Annotated in this window: 18 protein-coding genes; 12 read left to right on the top strand and 6 right to left on the bottom strand. The window is 72.0% G+C overall.

The annotated features are described in order from the left end of the window. The first annotated feature begins 23 nt into the window (after positions 1–23). Together AC2YHB_RS06385 and AC2YHB_RS06390 are read left to right on the top strand one after the other, a co-directional pair. Positions 24–506 (top strand): Rieske (2Fe-2S) protein, encoded by a 483-nt coding sequence (locus tag AC2YHB_RS06385; RefSeq protein WP_179651427.1) that lies wholly within the window; start codon positions 24–26, stop codon positions 504–506. Next, entirely contained in the window at positions 503–916 is a 414-nt protein-coding gene (locus AC2YHB_RS06390) for a Rieske (2Fe-2S) protein (RefSeq protein ID WP_051932299.1), read from the top strand. The genes AC2YHB_RS06385 and AC2YHB_RS06390 overlap by 4 nt, the downstream gene beginning before the upstream one ends. Here the strand turns inward: AC2YHB_RS06390 and AC2YHB_RS06395 are convergent. Next, positions 889–2196 carry a tetratricopeptide repeat protein gene (locus AC2YHB_RS06395; protein WP_179651426.1) on the bottom strand — a complete coding sequence of 436 codons (1308 nt, stop codon included), beginning with the start codon at positions 2194–2196 and terminating at the stop codon, positions 889–891. The genes AC2YHB_RS06390 and AC2YHB_RS06395 overlap by 28 nt on opposite strands. Positions 2197–2263: 67 nt before the next feature. On the opposite strand from AC2YHB_RS06395, the gene uvrC reads away from it, so the two are divergent. The 9 genes from uvrC (at position 2264) to AC2YHB_RS06440 (ending at position 11067) form a co-directional block, all read left to right on the top strand. Next, positions 2264–4249 (top strand): excinuclease ABC subunit UvrC, encoded by a 1986-nt coding sequence (gene uvrC / locus AC2YHB_RS06400; protein ID WP_051932318.1) that lies wholly within the window; start codon positions 2264–2266, stop codon positions 4247–4249. 5 nt (positions 4250–4254) lie between these two features. Continuing rightward, positions 4255–5124 carry an RNase adapter RapZ gene (gene rapZ, locus AC2YHB_RS06405; RefSeq protein ID WP_179651425.1) on the top strand — a complete coding sequence of 290 codons (870 nt, stop codon included), beginning with the start codon at positions 4255–4257 and terminating at the stop codon, positions 5122–5124. Next, entirely contained in the window at positions 5117–6088 is a 972-nt protein-coding gene (locus tag AC2YHB_RS06410) for a gluconeogenesis factor YvcK family protein (protein ID WP_179651424.1), read from the top strand. The genes rapZ and AC2YHB_RS06410 overlap by 8 nt, the downstream gene beginning before the upstream one ends. Before the next feature lie 73 nt (positions 6089–6161). Next, positions 6162–7148: a DNA-binding protein WhiA gene (whiA, locus tag AC2YHB_RS06415; protein ID WP_036545945.1), complete on the top strand. Its 987-nt coding sequence runs from the start codon at positions 6162–6164 to the stop codon at positions 7146–7148. Positions 7149–7355: 207 nt separating this feature from the next. Further along, entirely contained in the window at positions 7356–8354 is a 999-nt protein-coding gene (gap, locus tag AC2YHB_RS06420; RefSeq protein WP_179651423.1) for a type I glyceraldehyde-3-phosphate dehydrogenase, read from the top strand. 22 nt (positions 8355–8376) lie between these two features. Further along, positions 8377–9567 (top strand): phosphoglycerate kinase, encoded by a 1191-nt coding sequence (locus tag AC2YHB_RS06425; protein WP_036545941.1) that lies wholly within the window; start codon positions 8377–8379, stop codon positions 9565–9567. Further along, positions 9567–10385 carry a triose-phosphate isomerase gene (gene tpiA / locus AC2YHB_RS06430; protein ID WP_257026965.1) on the top strand — a complete coding sequence of 273 codons (819 nt, stop codon included), beginning with the start codon at positions 9567–9569 and terminating at the stop codon, positions 10383–10385. The genes AC2YHB_RS06425 and tpiA overlap by 1 nt, the downstream gene beginning before the upstream one ends. Positions 10386–10432: 47 nt before the next feature. Continuing rightward, positions 10433–10651, top strand: coding sequence for a preprotein translocase subunit SecG (gene secG / locus AC2YHB_RS06435; protein WP_373366960.1), 219 nt, complete (start codon positions 10433–10435; stop codon positions 10649–10651). Positions 10652–10707: 56 nt separating this feature from the next. Further along, the gene (locus tag AC2YHB_RS06440) at positions 10708–11067 is read left to right on the top strand and encodes an RNA polymerase-binding protein RbpA (RefSeq protein ID WP_036545935.1); all 360 of its coding nucleotides are present in this window, start codon (positions 10708–10710) and stop codon (positions 11065–11067) included. 4 nt (positions 11068–11071) lie between these two features. Here AC2YHB_RS06440 and AC2YHB_RS06445 read toward each other — a convergent pair whose 3' ends face one another. From AC2YHB_RS06445 to tkt, 5 genes are all read right to left on the bottom strand, one after another. Beyond that, positions 11072–12793, bottom strand: coding sequence for a class F sortase (locus tag AC2YHB_RS06445; protein WP_179651419.1), 1722 nt, complete (start codon positions 12791–12793; stop codon positions 11072–11074). 126 nt (positions 12794–12919) lie between these two features. After that, positions 12920–13672: a 6-phosphogluconolactonase gene (pgl, locus tag AC2YHB_RS06450; protein WP_179651417.1), complete on the bottom strand. Its 753-nt coding sequence runs from the start codon at positions 13670–13672 to the stop codon at positions 12920–12922. Continuing rightward, positions 13669–15345: a glucose-6-phosphate isomerase gene (gene pgi, locus AC2YHB_RS06455; RefSeq protein ID WP_179651415.1), complete on the bottom strand. Its 1677-nt coding sequence runs from the start codon at positions 15343–15345 to the stop codon at positions 13669–13671. Before pgi ends, pgl begins: the two co-directional genes overlap by 4 nt. A gap of 4 nt (positions 15346–15349) precedes the next feature. Beyond that, positions 15350–16468 carry a transaldolase gene (gene tal, locus AC2YHB_RS06460; protein ID WP_179651413.1) on the bottom strand — a complete coding sequence of 373 codons (1119 nt, stop codon included), beginning with the start codon at positions 16466–16468 and terminating at the stop codon, positions 15350–15352. A 41-nt stretch (positions 16469–16509) separates the two neighbouring features. Continuing rightward, entirely contained in the window at positions 16510–18618 is a 2109-nt protein-coding gene (gene tkt / locus AC2YHB_RS06465) for a transketolase (protein WP_179651411.1), read from the bottom strand. A 158-nt stretch (positions 18619–18776) separates the two neighbouring features. Between tkt and AC2YHB_RS06470 the strand changes: the two genes are divergently transcribed. Beyond that, positions 18777–19691 carry a heme o synthase gene (locus tag AC2YHB_RS06470; RefSeq protein WP_257027668.1) on the top strand — a complete coding sequence of 305 codons (915 nt, stop codon included), beginning with the start codon at positions 18777–18779 and terminating at the stop codon, positions 19689–19691. Positions 19692–19724: the final 33 nt, after the last annotated feature.

Genomic DNA, 19724 nt, shown 5'->3' on the forward strand with positions numbered 1-19724 from the left:
GAAGGGCCCGTAGCCTGAGCGCCATGACGGCCCCCCTGAGCAGGCGACGCGCACTCACCGGAGCAGCGACCCTCGGCGTCGGCGTCCCCCTTCTCGCTGCGTGCGGCGACGACGGGGAGGCGACGGCGAACGACCCCGCCAGCAGCGACCCCACCAGCGCACCGACCTCGGCGGCGACCACCGAGACCGCCGACGGGGCCACCAGCCAGGCTCCCGCGGCCGGCGGGCTCGTCGCGACCGCGGACGTGCCGGTGGGCGGCGGCGTCGTGCTCAAGGACGACGAGCTGGTGGTCACCCAGCCGGCCGAGGGCGAGTTCAAGGCGTTCACCGCGATCTGCACCCACCAGGGCTGCCTTGTGGGCTCCGTCTCCGACGGCACGATCCACTGCCCGTGCCACAGCAGCACGTTCTCCGCCGCGGACGGCTCGGTCGAGGGCGGGCCGGCCACGGCGCCGCTCGCGGAGGTCGCGGTCAAGGTCGACGGCGACCAGGTGGTGAAGGCGTGACGGGGCCGGTCGTCCACCGCCGCATCGTCTTCTCGGGCCTCGGGGCCCTCGGCGTCGCGGTCGCACTCGCGGGCTGCGCCGGGAGCGGCGACGACGGCGGATCGACGCCCACCGTCGACGCGGGTGCCGAGCTGGCCTCGACCAGCGAGGTGCCGGTCGGTGGTGGGATCATCCTCACCGAGCAGAAGCTGGTGATCACCCAGCCGACCGAGGGCGAGTTCAAGGCGTTCACTGCGGTGTGCACCCACCAGGGCCTGCTGGTCACGTCCGTCGAGGACGGGACGATCAAGTGCGCCAACCACGGCTCGTCGTACTCCGCGGAGACCGGTGAGGTCGAGGGCGGTCCCGCCCCGTCCGCACTGGCGTCGGTCGAGATCGACGTTCAGGGCGACAAGATCCTCGCTGCCTGATCCGCCCGGAGCGCCTCGTCGCGCCACCGCTCGTCGCGGACGGCCGGTCGTCGGTCGAGCCGTTCGTCGAGCAGGCGCCGCGCCTCGTCGTACCGTCCGGCGCGGAGCAGTGCGGCGATCCGGGCCTCCTCGACGATCTCGCGCTGCGCGTCGGACCCACCGAGCCGCCAGACCTGCGGGGCGAGGGCGGCCAGCCGGTCCGCGCCCTCGCTCCAGCGTCCGCCCGCCATCAGCCGCAGTGCGCGGGCGAGCGGCGCGACGACCTCGCGGTGGGTGGCGCCGTCGTGGCCGTCGCACCAGCGGGCCAGCCGGTCGAGCCCGGCGGCGTCGTCGACCGCCAGGAGGGTGACCGCGGCGTGCATGCCGAGGAAGGCCGTCGACGGCTGCTCGAGGACGGCGGTCCCGGTGAGCGCGACGACCTCGTCCAGCGGAGGTACGACGGCGCCGCCCGGCGTCAGTGCCCAGCGGACCAGCAGCGATCCGGTGTCCACCAGCGCCCGGCAGCCGACGGCGTGGCGCGGCTGGAGCTGCTCGTCGTAGCGGCGGCGTACGGCGGCGACGTCGCCGAGGGAGAGCTCGTGGAGCGCGGCGTGCCACGAGAAGTGGGTGAGGCTGTCGGTGGCCGCACCGTCGCCGAGCACCCACGAGTCCATCCAGGCCAGTCCCGCGGCGTGGTCGCCCGTCTCGTAGTGCGCGTGGGCGCGGGCGTGCGCCGCATGGCCGCCGGAGGGCTCCACCGCGAGGGACCGGCAGGCGAGGTCCATCGCGTCGTCGAAGCGGCGCTGCTCCTGCCGCACGAACGCCATCAGCCCGTTGATCCACGCATCGTCGCCGTAGGCCGGTGCTGCGGCCTCGACGATCCGCCACGCCTGCTCGGGCAGGTCGGTGACGCCCGCGAAGGCGATCGTCGGCATCGCGACGGAGAGCAGCACCGCGTCCCTCGGGTACGACGCCAGGTGGGCCACCAGCGGGCCGGGGTCGCCCTGGAGGTGCCGGTCGACGGCGTGCACGTGGCTGCGCTCGCGCTCCGTCGCGCGCTGCGCGTGCAGCCTGGCGTCGGCGAGGCGGGCCCGGACGTCGACCTGCACGCACATCTCGTGCCCGAGCAGCGCCAGCGTCGCGTGCCCGAGGGCGAAGGTCGGGTCGAGTGCGATCGCGGTGGCGAACCGGGTGGCGGCGCCGGAGCGCAGGCGCAGCAGGTCGCGGACACCGTCGACGTAGGCATCGGCAGCGGGCCGGCTGGTGGTCAGGGGGTAACCGTAGGAGTCGCGACAACCCATAACCACAGTAAACCACCTGACATTCCCTAGTAAGGCGTTGTCGGCGCCGATCCGTAGGGTGGAGGGCGTGCCCGACCCGTTGAGCTACCGGCCCAAGCCGGGGGAGATCCCGACGGAGCCGGGGGTCTACCGGTTCCGCGACGCGAAGGGCCGGGTCATCTACGTCGGCAAGGCGAAGAGCCTGCGGGCCCGCCTGTCGTCGTACTTCCAGGACATCGGCAACCTGCACCCGCGCACCGCCACGATGGTCACCACGGCCGCGTCGGTCGAGTGGACGGTCGTGAAGACCGAGGTCGAGGCGCTGCAGCTGGAGTACTCCTGGATCAAGGAGTTCGACCCGCGCTTCAACGTGAAGTACCGCGACGACAAGTCCTACCCGTGGCTCGCCGTCACGGTCTCGGACGAGTTCCCCCGGGTGATGGTCGGTCGCGGGGCCAAGCGCCGCGGCACCCGTTACTTCGGGCCCTACAGCCACGCGTGGGCGATCCGCGAGACCGTCGACATCCTGCTCCGCGTCTTTCCGATGCGCTCGTGCACCAACGGCGTGTTCAAGCGGTCCAGCCAGATCGGCCGGCCCTGCCTGCTCGGCTACATCGACAAGTGCTCGGCGCCGTGCGTCGGCAACATCTCGCCCGAGGACCACCGGGCGATCGTCGACGACTTCTGCGAGTTCATGGCCGGGCGGACGCGACCGTTCATGAAGCGCATCGAGCAGGAGATGTACGCCGCCAGCGACGCGCTGGACTTCGAGAAGGCGGCGCGCCTGCGCGACGACCTGGGCGCGATGCAGAAGGCCCTCGAGAAGCAGGCCGTCGTGTTCGGCGACGGCTCGGACGCCGACGTGATCGCGATCGCCGAGGACCCGCTCGAGGTCGCCGTGCAGGTGTTCTACGTCCGCGGCGGGCGGATCCGCGGCCAGCGCGGGTGGGTGGCCGACCGCACGGACGACGGCGACACCTCCTCGCTGGTCGAGCACTTCCTGCTGCAGCTCTACGCCGGCGTCGCCGCCGAGGACGCCCGCGACGCCGTACCCCGCGAGATCCTGGTCCCGCAGCTGCCACCCGAGGCGGCGACGTGGGAGCAGCTGCTCTCCGACCTGCGGGGCTCGCGGGTGGAGATCCGGGTGCCCCAGCGCGGCGACAAGAGGACGCTGCAGGAGACGGTGGCGCGCAACGCGACGGAGTCCCTGGCGTTGCACAAGACCAAGCGGGCGAGCGACCTGACCACCCGCAACCTGGCGCTCGCCGAGATCGCCGAGGCGCTCGACCTCGAGGAGGCGCCGCTGCGGATCGAGTGCTACGACGTCTCGCACATCCAGGGCACCGAGATCGTCGCGTCGATGGTCGTCTTCGAGGACGGCCTGGCTCGCAAGGGGGAGTACCGCCGCTTCGTGATCCGCGACCAGGAAGGCTCCGACGACGTCGCGGCGATGCACGAGGTGATCACCCGCCGCTTCCGCCGGCTGCTCGACGAGCAGGCCCGCTCGGAGCTGAAGCCCGGCGACCCGGAGACCGGCAGCGGCCCGATGCTGGTCGATCCGGACACCGGCCGCCCCCGGAAGTTCGCCTACGCGCCCGGGCTGGTGGTCGTCGACGGCGGTGCGCCCCAGGTCGCCGCGGCGCAGCGCGCCCTCGACGAGCTCGGCATCGACGACATCCCGGTCTGCGGCCTCGCGAAGCGCCTGGAGGAGGTGTGGCTGCCCGGCGAGGAGGACCCGGTGATCCTGCCGCGCACCTCCGAGGGGCTCTACCTGCTGCAGCGGGTCCGCGACGAGGCCCACCGCTTCGCGATCACCCACCACCGCAACCGGCGGTCGAAGTCGATGGTCGAGTCCGTCCTCGACGGCGTGCCGGGCCTCGGCGAGGTCCGGCGCCGGACCCTGCTGCGCCACTTCGGGTCGCTGCGCAAGCTGCGGGCGGCGACGGTCGAGGAGATCGCCGCCGTGCCGGGGGTGGGCCCGCGCACCGCGAGCGCGATCAAGGACGCGCTGGACCGCGAGGACACCGGTGCCGCGGCCCAGAAGGCGGGCCGGGCGAAGACTGCACCACAATGACGTCCATGAGTGAGAGCACGCCCGGCCAGCTCGTGGTGGTGACCGGCATGACCGGCGCCGGCCGCAGCACCGCCGCGAAGGAGCTCGAGGACCTCGGCTTCTTCGTGGTCGACAACCTGCCACCGAGCCTGCTGGCCGACGTCGTACGCCTCGTCGACGAGAGCCACGGACCGGCCCAGCCCGTGGCCGTGGTCGTCGACGTCCGCTCGGGTGAGTTCTTCCAGAGCCTGCGCAGCGTCCTCGCCCACGGTGCGACCGGTCGCGACACGACCCTCGTCTTCCTCGACGCCGTCGACGAGGTGCTCGTCCGGCGGCAGGAGGCCGCCCGGCGGCCGCACCCGCTGCAGCACGGCGGTCGCCTCCTCGACGGCCTCCAGCGCGAGCGCGTCGTGCTCGGCGACCTCCGTTCCGAGGCCGACCTCGTCATCGACACCAGCAACCTCAACGTGCACCAGCTGACCGACCGGATCGCCGACGCCTTCGGCAACGAGGAGGCCACCCGGCTGCGGGTCAGCGTGATCAGCTTCGGCTTCAAGTACGGCATCCCGGTCGACGCGGACTATGTCGCCGACATGCGCTTCCTGCCCAATCCGCACTGGGTCCCCGAGCTGCGCCCGCGCACCGGCCAGGACGGCGAGGTGTCGTCGTACGTTCTGGGCCGGCCGGGGGCCGAGGAGTTCCTGGATGCCTACGTGCCCCTCCTCACCGGTGTCGCCGAGGGCTACCTGCGCGAGGGCAAGCGCTTCATGCGCGTGGCCATCGGCTGCACCGGCGGCAAGCACCGCAGCGTGGCGATGACCGAGGAGATCACCCGCCGCCTGCGCGACCAGGGCTTCGTCGCCCGCGCGATCCACCGCGACCTCGGCCGTGAGTGACCAGCGCGCCCAGGCAGTGGTGGCGCTCGGGGGAGGCCACGGCCTGCACGCGTCGCTCAGCGCCCTCCGGCACCTGCTCGACGACCTGACCGTCGACACGCTCACCGCGGTCGTCACGGTGGCCGACAACGGCGGCTCGTCGGGCCGGCTGCGCGGCGAGTTCGGCGTCCTGCCGCCGGGCGACCTGCGGATGGCCCTCGCCGCCCTCTGCGGTGACGACGAGTGGGGCGACACCTGGGCCCGCGTCCTCCAGCACCGCTTCGAGGGTGACGGGGAGATGCGCGGCCACGTCGTCGGCAACCTGCTGATCGTCGGTCTCTGGGAGCTCCTCGGTGACCACGTCGACGCGCTCGACTGGGTCGGTCGGCTCCTCGGCGCCCGCGGTCGGGTGCTGCCGATGGCGCTCACCCCGATGGACATCACCGCCGAGGTGCGCGGTCTGGTGCCTGGTGACCCCGATGCCCTGACGTCGGTGCGCGGCCAGGTGGAGGTCGCCACGACCGACGGGGTGATCGACTCGATCGCCCTCGACCCGGCCGCGCCCGAGGTGAGCCCGGCGGTGATCGACGCGATCACCGGCGCCGACTGGGCCGTGCTGGGGCCGGGCTCCTGGTTCACCTCCGTGCTGCCGCACCTGCTGGTGCCGGCGCTGCGCGAGGCCCTCGTCCGCACGGACGCGCGCCTGGTCGTCGTGCTCAACCTCGACGAGCAGGAGGGGGAGACGCCCGGCTTCGGGCCGGCCGACCACCTGCGGGTCCTCGCCGAGCACGCACCCGACCTACACATCCACACCGTGCTCGCCGACACCGGCTCGGTCGGGGGAGACCTGCACGAGCTGGAGGAGATGGTCCACGCCCTCGGCGCCCGGCTGGTCGTCGACGACGTCGCCGCCGATGACGGTACGCCGCGCCACGACCCCGTGAAGCTGGCGGCGGCGTACTCCCGGATCTTCGGCGGGCGCTGAGCTCTCCGGAGTCATGACGATCACGTCGTCGTCGCCGTCGGGGGTTGTTGACCAACGTGGCAGGATCGGGCGCATGGCGATGACGGCACAGGTGAAGGCGGAACTGGCCAGTACCCCGGTCACCAAGGCGTGTTGTCGCAAGGCGGAGGTCGCCTCGACCCTGCGCTTCGCGGGCGGGCTGCACATCGTCGGCGGCCGGATCGTGGTCGAGGCAGAGCTCGACACGGGTGCGGCCGCTCGCCGCCTGCGCAAGGACATCTCCGAGATCTACGGCCAGTCCTCCGACGTCGTGATGGTGCAGGGCAACGGCCTGCGCAAGGGCAGCCGCTACATCGTGCGCGTCGCCAAGGACGGCGAGGCGCTGGCCCGCCAGACCGGGTTGCTCGACCAGCGCGGCCGTCCGGTCCGCGGCCTGCCGCCCGCGGTCGTGTCCGGTGGTGCCTGTGACGCGGTCGCCGCCTGGCGTGGGGCCTTCCTCGCGCACGGCTCGCTCACCGAGCCCGGCCGTTCGTCCTCCCTCGAGGTGACCTGCCCCGGCTCCGAGGCGGCGCTCGCGCTGGTCGGCGTGGCCCGCCGGCTCGGCATCCAGGCCAAGGCCCGCGAGGTGCGTGGCGTCGACCGCGTGGTGATCCGCGACGGCGACGCCATCGGGCAGCTCCTCACCCGGCTCGGTGCCCACGAGACGCTGATGGCGTGGGAGGAGCGACGGATGCGTCGCGAGGTCCGCGCGACCGCCAACCGGCTCGCCAACTTCGACGACGCCAACCTGCGCCGCTCCGCGCGCGCCGCCGTCACTGCCGGTGCGCGGGTCGAGCGGGCGATGGAGATCCTCGGCGAGGAGGTGCCCGACCACCTGCGGATGGCGGGGGAGCTGCGTCTCCAGCACAAGCAGGCCTCGCTCGAGGAGCTCGGGCAGCTGCACGACCCGGTGCTCACCAAGGACGCGATCGCGGGCCGGATTCGTCGGCTCCTCGCGATGGCCGACAAGCGTGCCGAGGACCTCGGCATCCCCGACACCGAGGCGTCCTTGACGCCGGAGATGCTGGCCGGCGACGCCTGAGGCGCCGGGCGGACGACGGAGTCCGCGACCGCGGTGGTGGCGCTGCCCCCTGCCCGGAATGTTGTTTTGTGTGGCTTTGTGTTGTTACCTGCCCGTATCGCGGACGGGGGGCGGCGCCGAACAGGGCGCCGAGGCTAGGGTCGTCAGTGGACGCATGATCTGCGTCACACCCTGACTCACCCAGCTGACACAAGAGGAGCAACAACGGTGACTGTCCGCGTAGGCATCAACGGATTCGGCCGGATCGGCCGCAACTTCTTCCGCGCAGTGCGAGCCAGCGGGGCAGACATCGAGATCGTCGGTGTCAACGACCTCACCGACAACGCCACGCTCGCGCACCTGCTGAAGTACGACTCCATCCTCGGCCCGCTCGACGCCGACGTCTCCTCGACGGAGGACGCGATCGTCGTCGGCGGCACGAAGATCAAGGCGTTCGCCGAGCGCGACCCGGCCGCCCTCGCCTGGGGCGACCTGGGTGTCGACGTCGTCGTGGAGTCGACCGGCTTCTTCACCGACGCCACCAAGGCGCGGGCTCACGTCGACGGCGGCGGGGCCAAGAAGGTGATTATCTCCGCGCCCGCCTCCAACGAGGACATCACGATCGTGATGGGCGTCAACCACGAGCTCTACGACGCCGCCGCCCACACGGTGATCTCCAACGCGTCGTGCACCACCAACTGCCTCGGCCCGATGGCGAAGGCGCTCAACGACGGCCTCGGCATCGAGCGTGGCCTGATGACGACGGTGCACGCCTACACCGCCGACCAGAACCTGCAGGACAACATCCACAAGGACCTGCGCCGCGCGCGGGCCGCCGCGCTCAACATCATCCCGACCTCGACGGGCGCCGCGAAGGCGATCGGCCTGGTCCTGCCCGAGCTCAAGGGCAAGCTCGACGGCTACGCCCTGCGCGTGCCCACCCCGACCGGCTCCCTGACCGACCTGTCCTTCGAGGCCTCGCGCGAGACCTCGGTCGAGGAGGTCAACGAGATCGTGAAGGCAGCCGCCGACGGCCGCTACCTCGTCTACTCCACCGACCCGATCGTCTCGTCCGACATCGTCACCAACCCGGCGTCGTGCATCTTCGACGCGCCGCTCACCAAGGTGATCGGCAACCAGGTCAAGGTCGCCGGCTGGTACGACAACGAGTGGGGCTACTCCAACCGCCTCGCCGACCTGATCACCCACGTCGGCGCGTCGCTCTGAACGCCACTAGGCTCTGACGCTTGTGACGGAGTTCAAGGGACTTGGCGAGGTCAGCGGCAAGCGCGTCCTCGTCCGATCGGACCTCAACGTGCCGCTGGACGGCACGACGATCACCGACGACGGGCGCATCCGTGCGAGCGTCCCCACCATCAAGGCGCTGGCCGACGCCGGTGCCCGGGTGGTGGTGACGGCGCACCTGGGCCGACCGAAGGGTGAGCCGGACCCGGCGTACTCGCTGGCCCCGGTGGCCGCGCGCCTCGCCGAGCTCCTCGGCGCCCCGGTCGCCTTCGCGACCGACACCGTGGGTGCCTCGGCGCAGGAGACGGTGGCGGCCCTGGGCGACGGCCAGGTCGCGCTGCTCGAGAACGTCCGCTTCAACGCGGGCGAGACGAGCAAGGACGACGCCGAGCGCGGCGCCTTCGCCGACCAGCTCGCGGCGCTCGCCGACGCGTTCGTGTCCGACGGCTTCGGCGTCGTGCACCGCAAGCAGGCCAGTGTGTACGACGTCGCGCAGCGGCTGCCGCACGCCATGGGCGGCCTCGTCGCCACCGAGATCGACGTCCTGCGCCGGTTGACCGTCGACCCGCAGCGTCCCTACGTCGTCGTCCTCGGCGGCTCGAAGGTCTCCGACAAGCTCGGCGTGATCGACAACCTGCTCGGCAAGGCCGACAAGCTGCTCATCGGCGGCGGCATGGTCTTCACCTTCCTCAAGGCGGACGGCCTCGAGGTCGGCAAGAGCCTGCTCGAGGAGGACCAGCTCGACACCGTGCGGTCCTACCAGGCCCGCGCGAAGGAGCTCGGCGTCGAGATCGTGCTCCCGACCGACATCGTCGTAGCCGACAGCTTCGGCGACGAGGCCTCGGCCCGGGTCGTCGCGGCCACCGACATCCCGGCGGACGCCCTCGGCCTCGACATCGGCCCCGAGTCCGGCAAGGCGTTCGCCGCGGCCCTCGCCGACGCCCGCACGGTGTTCTGGAACGGCCCGATGGGCGTCTTCGAGCAGCCTGCCTTCGCCGAGGGCACCCGTGCGGTCGCCGAGGCGCTCACCCATGTCGACGGCCTCTCGGTCGTCGGTGGCGGCGACTCCGCGGCCGCCGTCCGCACCCTCGGCTTCGACGAGTCGGCCTTCGGCCACATCTCGACCGGCGGTGGCGCCAGCCTCGAGTACCTCGAGGGCAAGGAACTGCCCGGCATCACGGTTCTGGAGGACTGATGGCTTCGACGAGCTCGACCGCAGGCGCGGGGCGCACCCCGCTCATGGCGGGCAACTGGAAGATGAACCTCAACCACGCCGAGGCGGTGGTGCTGGTCCAGAAGCTCGCGTGGACGCTGTCCGACAAGCGGCACGACTACGGCAAGGTCGAGGTCGCGGTGATCCCGCCGTTCACCGACATCCGCTCGGTGCAGACCCTCGTCGACGGTGACCGCCTCTCGATCCGGTACGGTGCCCAGGACGTCTCCGAGCACGCGGGCGGCGCCTACACCGGTGAGATCTCGGCAGCGATGCTCGCGAAGCTCGGCTGCTCCTACGTCGTGGTCGGCCACTCCGAGCGGCGGCAGTACCACGCCGAGACCGACGCGGTCGTCAACGCCAAGGCGAAGGCGGCGCTGGGGGAGAAGATCACCCCGATCGTGTGCGTCGGCGAGGGCCTCGAGGTCCGCCAGGCCGGCGAGCACGTTCCCTACACGATGGCGCAGGTCGAGGGCTCCCTCGCCGGGCTGTCGAAGAAGCAGGTCGCCGGTCTCGTGATCGCCTACGAGCCGGTCTGGGCCATCGGCACCGGCGAGGTGGCGACGCCGGACGACGCCCAGGAGGTCTGCGAGGCCATCCGCGGCCAGGTCCGGGAGTCGTACGGCGACGAGGCCGCCGACTCCGTGCGCATCCTCTACGGCGGCTCGGTGAAGGCCGCGAACGTCGCCGGCATCATGGCCAAGACCGATGTCGACGGTGCCCTCGTGGGCGGCGCCAGCCTCCAGGCCGACGAGTTCGGCGGCATCTGCCGGTTCTACGACATGCCGGTGCTGGGCTAGCACCGGGTCTGACGTAGGATTCCCGCGTGTTGTCGACGCTTCTCACTGTGCTGCTCGTGATCACGAGCCTGTTGCTCATCCTTCTGGTGTTGCTGCACAAGGGTCGTGGCGGCGGACTCTCGGACATGTTCGGTGGCGGTGTGTCGAGCTCGCTCGGCGGCTCCTCCGTTGCCGAGCGCAACCTCGACCGGTTCACGGTCGGCATCGGCGTCATCTGGTTCGCGTGCGTCATCGCACTCGGCCTGCTGCTCGCCTATCAGAACTGATCGACTCCAACCGACCCTGGCTCCGGGTCGATGGAAATGCTTGAGGAGAGAATCCGTTGGCTGGTGGTGGGAACGCGATCCGCGGTAGTCGCGTCGGTGCAGGCCCGATGGGCGAGGCCGAGCGTGGTGAGGCGGCGCCGCGTCAGGCGGTGACCTACTTCTGTGCGAACAGCCACCGCTCGGTGATCACCTTCTCGGTCGAGGCGACCGTGCCGGACTCGTGGGACTGCCCGAAGTGCGGCCTCCCTGCGGGCCTGGACTCGGACAACGCGCCGCCGGCGCCGAAGATCGAGCCCTACAAGACGCACCTCGCCTACGTGAAGGAGCGCCGCTCCGACAAGGAGGCCGAGGTCATCCTCGACGAGGCGATCCAGCTGCTGCGCTCGCGCCGCAAGTCGGGCGAGATCATCTTCTGATCCCTCACCACGGCACCGCCTGGACCACGAGGTTCCGGCGGTAGTGGAAGCCACCGCCCGGCCGGGTCACCCGGTCGGTGCAGGTGACGAGGACCAGTCGGCGAGCGATGCCCTGCTGGAACAGGCTCCTCGGCAGGCGGCGGCGGTCGACGGAGTCGACCCGCACGATCCGCCACTGGCGCACGGCGCCGGTGGTGTCCGTGGTCGCGACCCGGTCGCCCACCCGCGCGCGGCGCAGTCCGTGGAAGGCGCCGGCGCGGTCGCGGGCGTCGGAGACGTGGCCGGCGAGCAGCGTGGTGCCGACGAGCGACGACAGCGGCACGCTGCCGTCCCACACCCCGGCGCTGCTGCGTCGGTGCGGCGCGGGGAGCACCGATCCGCGGAAGCGGACGGAGGAGAGCCCCGCCGCGATCCGTGCCGACGGTACGACGACCCGCGCCGCGTGCCGCGGAGCGGGGGTCCGCGATCCCGCGGTCCAGCGGGCACCCGTGTCGACCTGCGGGTGCTCGGGCACCGTGGGCTGCCGCGGACCGGCGAGCGAGGTCTCGGTGACCAGGCCCGCCGGCGTCCACGGCGCCCCCGTCGACGTGGGTGAGGCCAGCAGTCGCTCGCGGTAGGTGTAGCAGCCGCCGCGACGGATCCGCGTCCGCCCGACCTGCACGGTGCCATCGCCCCGGGTCGAGAAGGCACCGCGCGCCGCGACCGGAGCACCGGTCCACCGGGCCTGCCGGCATCGGTGGCGGTCGTCAGGTGCCACCGGGCCGAGCAGCATCCACTCGCCGCGCAGGTCGCCGTCGCGGCTGCCCGTGACGGTCACCGCGTCGACGATCAGGTCGCCCACCCGGGACCGCTGTCGGTTCACCCGGGTGGAGAGCTGCGGCGTGCTCAGGGCCGCGGTGCGTGCCGTCGCGACGACGGTGCGGGAGCCCGCGGAGCTGGCGACCCGCTGGAACCGGGCGCCGAGCCGGTAGCGGAGGTAGCGGTGCTCGGGAACGTCGGTGTAGCGGACGCGGACGACCACCTCGCTCGCGCTGTCGCGGCGCCATGCCGCCCGCACCGGAACGGTGCCGGTGCGGACCACCTGGCTCGCGCTGCCGTCGGCGAAGGTCGCGCCGGAGAGCTCGATCCGCGCTACGACGCCCGGCGTCCAGCGGCCACTGGCCGACAGCAGCCCGACGCCGGTGAGCGTCCCGGTCGGGCCGTCCGTGGAGAGCCGTGGCGTGCGAGCGGCGTACCCGGTCGGCGGTGGGGCGAAGCGGTGCGCGTCGGCGAGCAGCGACCTCGCCCGGCGCAGGACCCGGTCACGCAGCGCGGGAGCCTCGCGCCCCAGCTCGGCCATCCGCCGGCTCATCCGCTCCGGCTCGGCGTTCAGGCCGCGCAGCCGCCCGATCGCCCACCACAGGGCGGTGGCGAGCGCTCCGTCGGTGCGGGCACGGTCGAGGTGGCGGGAGAGCAGGTAGGCCGTCACGGGATCGGTGACGCGGGTGGGCGATCCGGCGCCGGAGGGCCACCGGCGCGTGCCCGTGTCGAGGCAGATGCCGAACGGGCCGCCGGGGATTCGGGCGACGCCGAGCTCGTGGCCGGACCGCGTGACGTAGCCGGAGAAGCCCGGCGACGAGGCGTGGCCGGGCCCGAGCCGCTCGGCACGGGCGGGCGGCAGGGCGAGGCAGAGGAGGACGAGGGCGCCGAGCAGGGCGCGCACGGCAGCACGGGGCATGGAGGTCATGCCCGAGATCCTGCGGGCGGGGCTCGACCCTCCGCCGCAGCCCGGAGGGGCGCTGTGGAGGAGTCCTCCGCCCACGCGGCCTGGGGAGGGCTGACGGACCCTCCCGGGGCGGGAGGGACGAGTGGGTCAGAGCAGCGAGGCGGCGGCGCTGTCGAGGAACCAGACCGTCTCGGCCGTCCCGCGGACGCCGCGCGCCGGCGTCTCCCGGAGCGCACCCGCCTCGTCCTCGGGTGTGAGCTCGGCCAGGCCGCGTCGTACGGCGTCGGCCTTGCCCTCCCCGCTCACGAGGAACCAGACCGCCTGCGCCCGGTTGAGCGCCTCGAAGGTCAGCGACACGCGGTCGGGCGGGGGCTTGGGGGAGTCGTGGACCCCGATCGCGATGGCGTCGACCGCGTCCAGGCCGGCGTGGCCGGGGAACAGCGACGCGATGTGGCCGTCCGGGCCGACGCCGAGCATCAGCACGTCGAAGTCGCCGCTGCCCGTCGAACGGATCGTCGCGGCGTAGGCGTCGGCCGCCTCCTCCGCCGTCGCCACCTCGTCGGACGCCGGGACGGCGTGGACCCGGCGGGCGCCGACCTCGTCGAGGAAGGCCGCGCGGGCCTGGCCGACGTTGCGGTCGGGGGAGTCGGACGGCACGAACCGCTCGTCGCCGAAGTAGAACTGCACGGCACCCCAGTCCACCCCGGACGCGTCCGCGAGCCGGGCGACCTCCCGGTGGATCGCCTCGGCGATCGTGCCGCCGGTGAGCCCGACGTCGGGGACGTGGCCGGCGGCCTGCGAGTCCGCGATCCGGTTGAGCAGCTCGCCGGCGACCGCCGTCGCGAGCGTCGCGGCGTCGGCGTGGACCTCGACGAGGGGAGCAGGTCGGTCGAGGGTCATGCGCGGTGCTCCCGGTAGTAGCGGATCAGGGACTGCGTGGACGGGTCCTGCCCGGCGAGCACCGTCTCGTCGCCGTGGATCGCGGGCGCGACCTGGAGCGCGAGCTGCTTGCCGAGCTCGACGCCCCACTGGTCGAAGCTGTCGATGCCCCACACCACGCCCTGGGTGAAGGTGATGTGCTCGTAGAGCGCGATCAGCTGGCCGAGCACGGCAGGCGTCAGCGACGGCGCCATGATCGAGGTGGTCGGCCGGTTGCCCGGGAACACACGCGCGGGCACGAGTGCCTCGGCCGTGCCCTCGGCGCGGACCTCGTCGGCCGTCTTGCCGAACGCGAGCGCCTTGGTCTGGGCGAAGAAGTTGGCCAGGAGGAGCTCGTGGACGTCGGTGTCGCCGTCGACCAGCGGGTAGGCGGGCTCGGCGAATGCGATGAAGTCCGCCGGGATGAGCCGCGTGCCCTGGTGGATCAGCTGGTAGAACGCGTGCTGGCCGTTGGTGCCGGGCTCGCCCCAGAAGACCTCGCCGGTGTCGGTGGTGACCGGCGTGCCGTCCCAGCGCACCCCCTTGCCGTTGGACTCCATCGTCAGCTGCTGGAGGTACGCCGGGAAGCGGTGCAGCAGCTGCGCGTAGGGCAGCACGGCGTGGGTCTGGGCGTCGAGGAAGTTGACGTACCAGATGTTCAGCAGGCCCATCAGCGCCGGCACGTTCTGCTCCAGGGGAGCGGTCCGGAAGTGCTCGTCCATGGCGTGGAAGCCGGCGAGGAACTCCTCGAACCGCTCCGGACCGATGGCGACCACAAGCGAGGTGCCGATGGCGGAGTCCACCGAGTAGCGCCCGCCCACCCAGTCCCAGAAGCCGAAGGCGTTGGCCGGGTCGATGCCGAAGGCGGCGACCTTGTCGAGCGCCGTCGACACCGCGACGAAGTGCTTGGCGACGGCAGCGGCCGCGGCCTCGTCGCCCGCCTCGATGGCTCCGGCGGCGCGGAGCGCGTCGAGCAGCCACGCGCGACACAGCCGCGCGTTGGTCAGCGTCTCGAGGGTGCCGAAGGTCTTGCTCGAGACCACGAACAGCGTCGACGCGGGGTCGAGGCCGGCCAGCGTGCGGGCGGCATCGGTCGGGTCGATGTTGCTGATGAAGCGGCACTCGAGGCCGTCCTGGACGTACGGCGCGAGGGCCTCGTAGGCCATGACCGGACCGAGGTCGGAACCCCCGATGCCGATGTTGACCACCGTCCGGATCCGCTCGCCGGTGACTCCGGTCCACGCGCCGGAGCGCACGTCGGCGGCGAAGGAGTACACCCGCGCGAGGACGTCGTGGACGTCGTCGACGACGTCGTGGCCCTCGACCTCGAGGTCGGCGTCGGCCGGCTGCCGCAGGGCGGTGTGCAGGACGGCGCGGTCCTCGGTGACGTTGATGTGGTCACCGCGCAGCATGGCGTCGCGCCGCGCCTCGAGCCCGACCTCGCGGCCGAGCTCCACGAGGGCGCCCAAGATGGTGTCGTCGACCAGGTTCTTCGACAGGTCGACATGGAGCTCGGCAGCGTCGTGCGTGAACCGGGACGCGCGATCGGCGTCCTCGGCGAACCAGCGCCGCAGGTCCGGGGTGAAGCCGTCGGCGAGCTTGGTGAGCGTCGTCCAGGCGGCTGTGGAACGGGGGTCGACCGGCGCCGCACACATGGGCTCAGGCCTGGGTGGGACCAGCGACGGCGGCCATCTGTGCCTTGACCGTGTCGATCAGCTCGGTCCAGGAGACCTTGAACTTGTCGACACCCTCGGTCTCCAGCGTCACGAACACGTCGTCGATGTCGATGCCGACCGCGGTGAGCTGGTCGAAGACGGCCTGCGCCTCGGCGGCCTTGCCGCTGACCTCGTCACCCGTGACCTCGCCGTGGTCGGCGAACGCCTGCAGGGTCTTCTCCGGCATCGTGTTGACGGTGTCGGCGACGACCAGGTCGCTGACGTAGAGCGTGTCCGGGTAGGCCGGGTTCTTGACGCCGGTCGATGCCCACAGCGGGCGCTGGGCGTGGGCGCCGGCCGCCGCGAGCGCCTGCCAGCGCTCCGAGGCCACGACCTCCTCGAAGGCGGCGTAGGCGAGGCGGGCGTTGGCGACGGCGGCCTTGCCGCGCAGCGCCAGGGCCTCGTCGGAGCCCACCTTCTCGAGGCGGGCGTCGATCTCGGTGTCCACGCGGGACACGAAGAAGGACGCGACCGAGCGGATGGTCGACAGGTCGATGCCCGCATCCTGCGCCTTCTCCAGGCCCGCGAGGTAGGCGTCCATCACGGCGCGGTAGCGCTCGACGGAGAAGATCAGGGTGACGTTGACGCTGATGCCCGCCGCGATGACCTCGGTGATGGCCGGCAGGCCCTCGAGGGTCGCGGGGATCTTGATCAGGGCGTTGGGGCGGTCGACGGCAGCCCACAGCGCCTTCGCCGAGGCGATGGTGGCGTCGGTCTCGTTGGCCAGCGTGGGCTCGACCTCGATCGACACCCGGCCGTCGTCCTTCGTCGCCGCGGCGACGGGCGCGAGGATGTCGCAGGCGTTGCGCACGTCGTCGGTGGTGAGGGCGAAGATCACGCCGTCGGCGTCCGCGCCGTCGGCGACCAGGCCGCGGACCTGGTCGTCGTACCGCTCGCCGTTGGAGATCGCGCTCGCGAAGATGGTCGGGTTGGTCGTGACGCCCACCACCGAGGAGCTCGTCACGAGCTCGGCGAGGTTGCCGGTCTCGATCCGCTCGCGCGACAGGTCGTCGAGCCAGATGGACACCCCCGCGTCAGCAAGGGCCTTCAGTCGGTCAGTCATGTGTCCTCCTTGTGAGAGATGCGGGGTGCTGCGGGAACCGGTCAGGCTCCGGCAGCGGCGATGCTGTCCTTGGCGGCCTTCACCACGGCCTCGGGGGTGAACCCGAACTCGCGGAACAGGGTGCCGGCGTCGGCGCTGGCGCCGTAGTGGTCGATGCTCACGATCCGGCCGGCGTCGCCGACGTACTCGCGCCACCCGGTCTTCGTGCCGGCCTCGACGGAGACGCGGGCCTTGACGATCGGCGGGATGACCGTGTCGCGGTAGGCCTGGGTCTGCGCCTCGAACCACTCGAGGCAGGGGAGCGACACCACGCGGGCGCCGATGCCCTCGGCCGCGAGCTGCTCGCGCGCCGCGACGGCCAGCTGGACCTCCGAGCCCGTGGCCAGCAGTACGACGTCGGGCTCGCCGCCCTCGGAGTCGATCAGCACGTAGCCGCCCTTGGCGACGTCCTCGGTGGACGCGAAGCCCTCCGTGCCGCGGGGGAAGGTCGGGACGTTCTGGCGGCTCAGGATGAGGCCGGCCGGGCGGTCGCTGTTGCGCAGCACCTGCAGCCACGCGGCGGCGGTCTCGTTGGCGTCCGCAGGGCGGATGATGTCGAGCCCGGGGATGCCGCGCAGCGCCCAGAGGTGCTCGATCGGCTGGTGGGTCGGGCCGTCCTCGCCGAGCCCGACCGAGTCGTGGGTCCAGACGTAGGTGACCGGGACCTTCATGAGCGCGGCCACGCGGACGGCGCCGCGCATGTAGTCGGAGAAGGTGAGGAAGGTGCCGCCGAAGACGCGGGTGCCGCCGTGGACGGCGATGCCATTCATGATCGCGCCCATGCCGTGCTCGCGGATGCCGAAGTGGAGGACGCGGCCCTGGTAGGGGTCGCCCTGCCACTCCTCGACGGAGCGGTCGACGGGCAGGAACGACTTGGCGTCCTTGATGGTCGTGTTGTTGGAGCCGGCGAGGTCGGCCGAGCCGCCCCACAGCTCGGGCATGACCGGCGCGAGCGCGTTGATGACCTTGCCGGACGCGGCGCGGGTCGCGACGCCCTTGGGGTCGGCCTCGAACACCGGGAGCGCGGCCTCGATGCCGTCCGGCAGGCGCCGCTCCTTGAGCCGGTGCAGGAGGGCGGCACCCTCCGGGTTGGCGGCTGCCCAGGCGTTGAACTGCTCGTTCCACTCCGCCGCCCAGACCTTCCCGCGGGCGACGAGGCCGCGGGTGTGGGCGATCACGTCCTCGGGGACCTCGAAGTTCTTCTCCGGGTCGAAGCCGAGGACGACCTTGGTCGCGGCGACCTCGTCCGCGCCGAGCGCGGAGCCGTGCGCGGCCTCGGTGTTCTGCGCGCTGGGAGCGGGCCAGGCGATGACGGTCTTGAGGACGATCAGCGAGGGCTTGTCGGTGACCTCGTCGGCGGCCTTGATGGCGGCGTGGAGGGCGGGGACGTCCTCCTCGTAGTTGGTGAGGTCGGAGTGGTCGTTGCCGGTCCAGTCGACGGTCTGGACGTGCCAGCCGTAGGCCTCGTAGCGCTTCGCGACGTCCTCGTTGAACGCGATGTGGGTGTCGCCCTCGATCGAGATCCGGTTGGCGTCGTAGATGACGGTGAGGTTGCCGAGCTCCTGCGTGCCGGCGATGGACGACGCCTCGCCGCTCACGCCCTCCTCGAGGTCGCCGTCGGAGGCGATGACGTAGACGTGGTGGTCGAAGATCGACGGGCCGCCGTCGGCCGCCGGGTCGAGCAGGCCGCGCTCGCGCCGGGCGGCCATCGCCATCCCGACCGCGTTCGCCACGCCCTGGCCGAGCGGGCCGGTCGTGACCTCGACACCGGCGGTGTGGCCGTACTCCGGGTGGCCGGGGGTCTTGGAGTCCCACGTGCGCAGGCTCTCGAGGTCGCTGATCTCGAGGCCGAAACCGCCCAGGTAGAGCTGCGTGTACAGCGTGATCGAGCTGTGGCCGCAGCTCAGCACGAAGCGGTCGCGGGCGGTCCACGCCGGGTCGGCGGGGTCGTGGCGCATCACCTTCTGGAAGAGGAGGTACGCCGCCGGCGCGAGGCTCATCGCGGTGCCGGGGTGGCCGTTCCCGACCTTCTGCACGGCGTCCATGGCCAGCACTCGTGCGGTGTCGACGGCCTTGCGGTCGAGGTCGGTCCAGTCCAGCTCCGGGATCATGCTCCGAGCCTACCGAGCGCGGTGGCGCACACGACACCGGCTGGGTGCGGCGGACACGGGTACCTGCGGCTACACTCGGAGCGCTCTCAAGCCCTGCCCGCGAGGCCCTGCCACGAGGAACACCTGTCGTGACCTACGTCGACCCCACCAGCCCCGAGCTGCTGGCCGACGACGCAGGGACCCCGAAGACGCTGCGCGACGTGGTGATGGCCTACGTGGGTCTCACCAAGCCGCGCGTCATCGAGCTCCTTCTCCTCACCACCGTTCCGGTGATGTTCTTCGCCGCGCGGGGCGTTCCCGGGCTGGGCCTCGTCGTGGCCACCGTCATCGGCGGCACGCTGTCCGCCGGCTCGGCGTCGGTCTTCAACTGCGTCTACGACCGCGACATCGACGAGCAGATGCGGCGTACCCGCCGTCGCGCGCTGCCGCGGCACATCGTGACGCCGGCCGCGGCGCTGGTGTTCGGCACCGTGCTGGGCGTCCTGTCGACGGTGGTCCTGGCGATCTGGGTCAACCCGCTGTCGGCCGTGCTCTCGGTCAGCGCCAACGCCTTCTACGTCTTCGTCTACACGATGCTGCTCAAGCGGCGGACGACCCAGAACATCGTCTGGGGTGGCATCGCGGGCTGCTTCCCGGCGCTGATCGGCTGGACGGCCGTCACCGGCGAGCTGTCGTGGGTGCCGATCGTGCTCTTCATGGTCGTCTTCTTCTGGACGCCGCCGCACACGTGGGCGCTCGCGCTGCGCTACCGCGAGGACTACGCCCAGGTCGACGTCCCGATGCTGCCCGTCGTGAAGTCGGCGCGCTCGGTCGCCTTCCAGATCGTCGTCTACAGCTGGGTGATGGTCGCGACCTCGCTGGTGCTCTGGCCCGTCGCCGACACCGGACTGGTCTACCCGGTGGTCGCGGCGGTTCTCGGCGCCGTCTTCCTGGTCCAGGCGCACGGGCTGTACCGCCGGGCGAAGGACTCCGACGAGCTGAGCGTTCTCCAGCCGATGCGGCTGTTCCACTCGTCGAACCTCTACCTCAGCCTGCTGTTCGTCGCCGTCGCGATCGACCCGCTGCTGCACTGAGCCGCGCTGGCTGCTGGACCCGAGAGGGTTTGG

The organism is Nocardioides sp. SRI_004, from assembly GCF_057586415.1.